The 281-nt window shown below is 66.5% G+C and carries 1 protein-coding gene; it reads right to left on the bottom strand.

All coding sequences use genetic code 11. The annotated features are described in order from the left end of the window. Window positions 1–281, bottom strand: a 281-nt coding sequence (locus GM655_RS22625) for an aminopeptidase N C-terminal domain-containing protein (RefSeq protein WP_155436892.1), incomplete at both ends; no start/stop codon positions are given.

The raw sequence follows: 281 nt of genomic DNA on the forward strand, positions 1-281 counted from the left end.
GGCCGAGATGGCGTCCGGGCTGTAGGGGCCCGGCGTGGCGTTGTCGCCATACACCTGCAGCAGTTCGGCGCGCAGCGCAGTGCCGATGGCGTGGCGCATGAACTGGCGCGCACTGTGGATGGCTTGCGGGTGCACCACTTCCATCTGCTCGGCGATGATGGTTTCCGACGGCAGGATCAGGCATTGCTCGCGGAAGGCGGCATCCAGTTCCTTGTCGGTCAGCACGGCGCGCAGGGCGGCGACGTAGGTATCGTCCAGCTGGAGCGGCTTGTTGTCCAGCA

The sequence above is a fragment of the Pseudoduganella danionis genome (assembly GCF_009720775.1).
In the GTDB taxonomy this organism is placed as follows: Bacteria; Pseudomonadota; Gammaproteobacteria; order Burkholderiales; family Burkholderiaceae_D; genus Rugamonas; species Rugamonas danionis.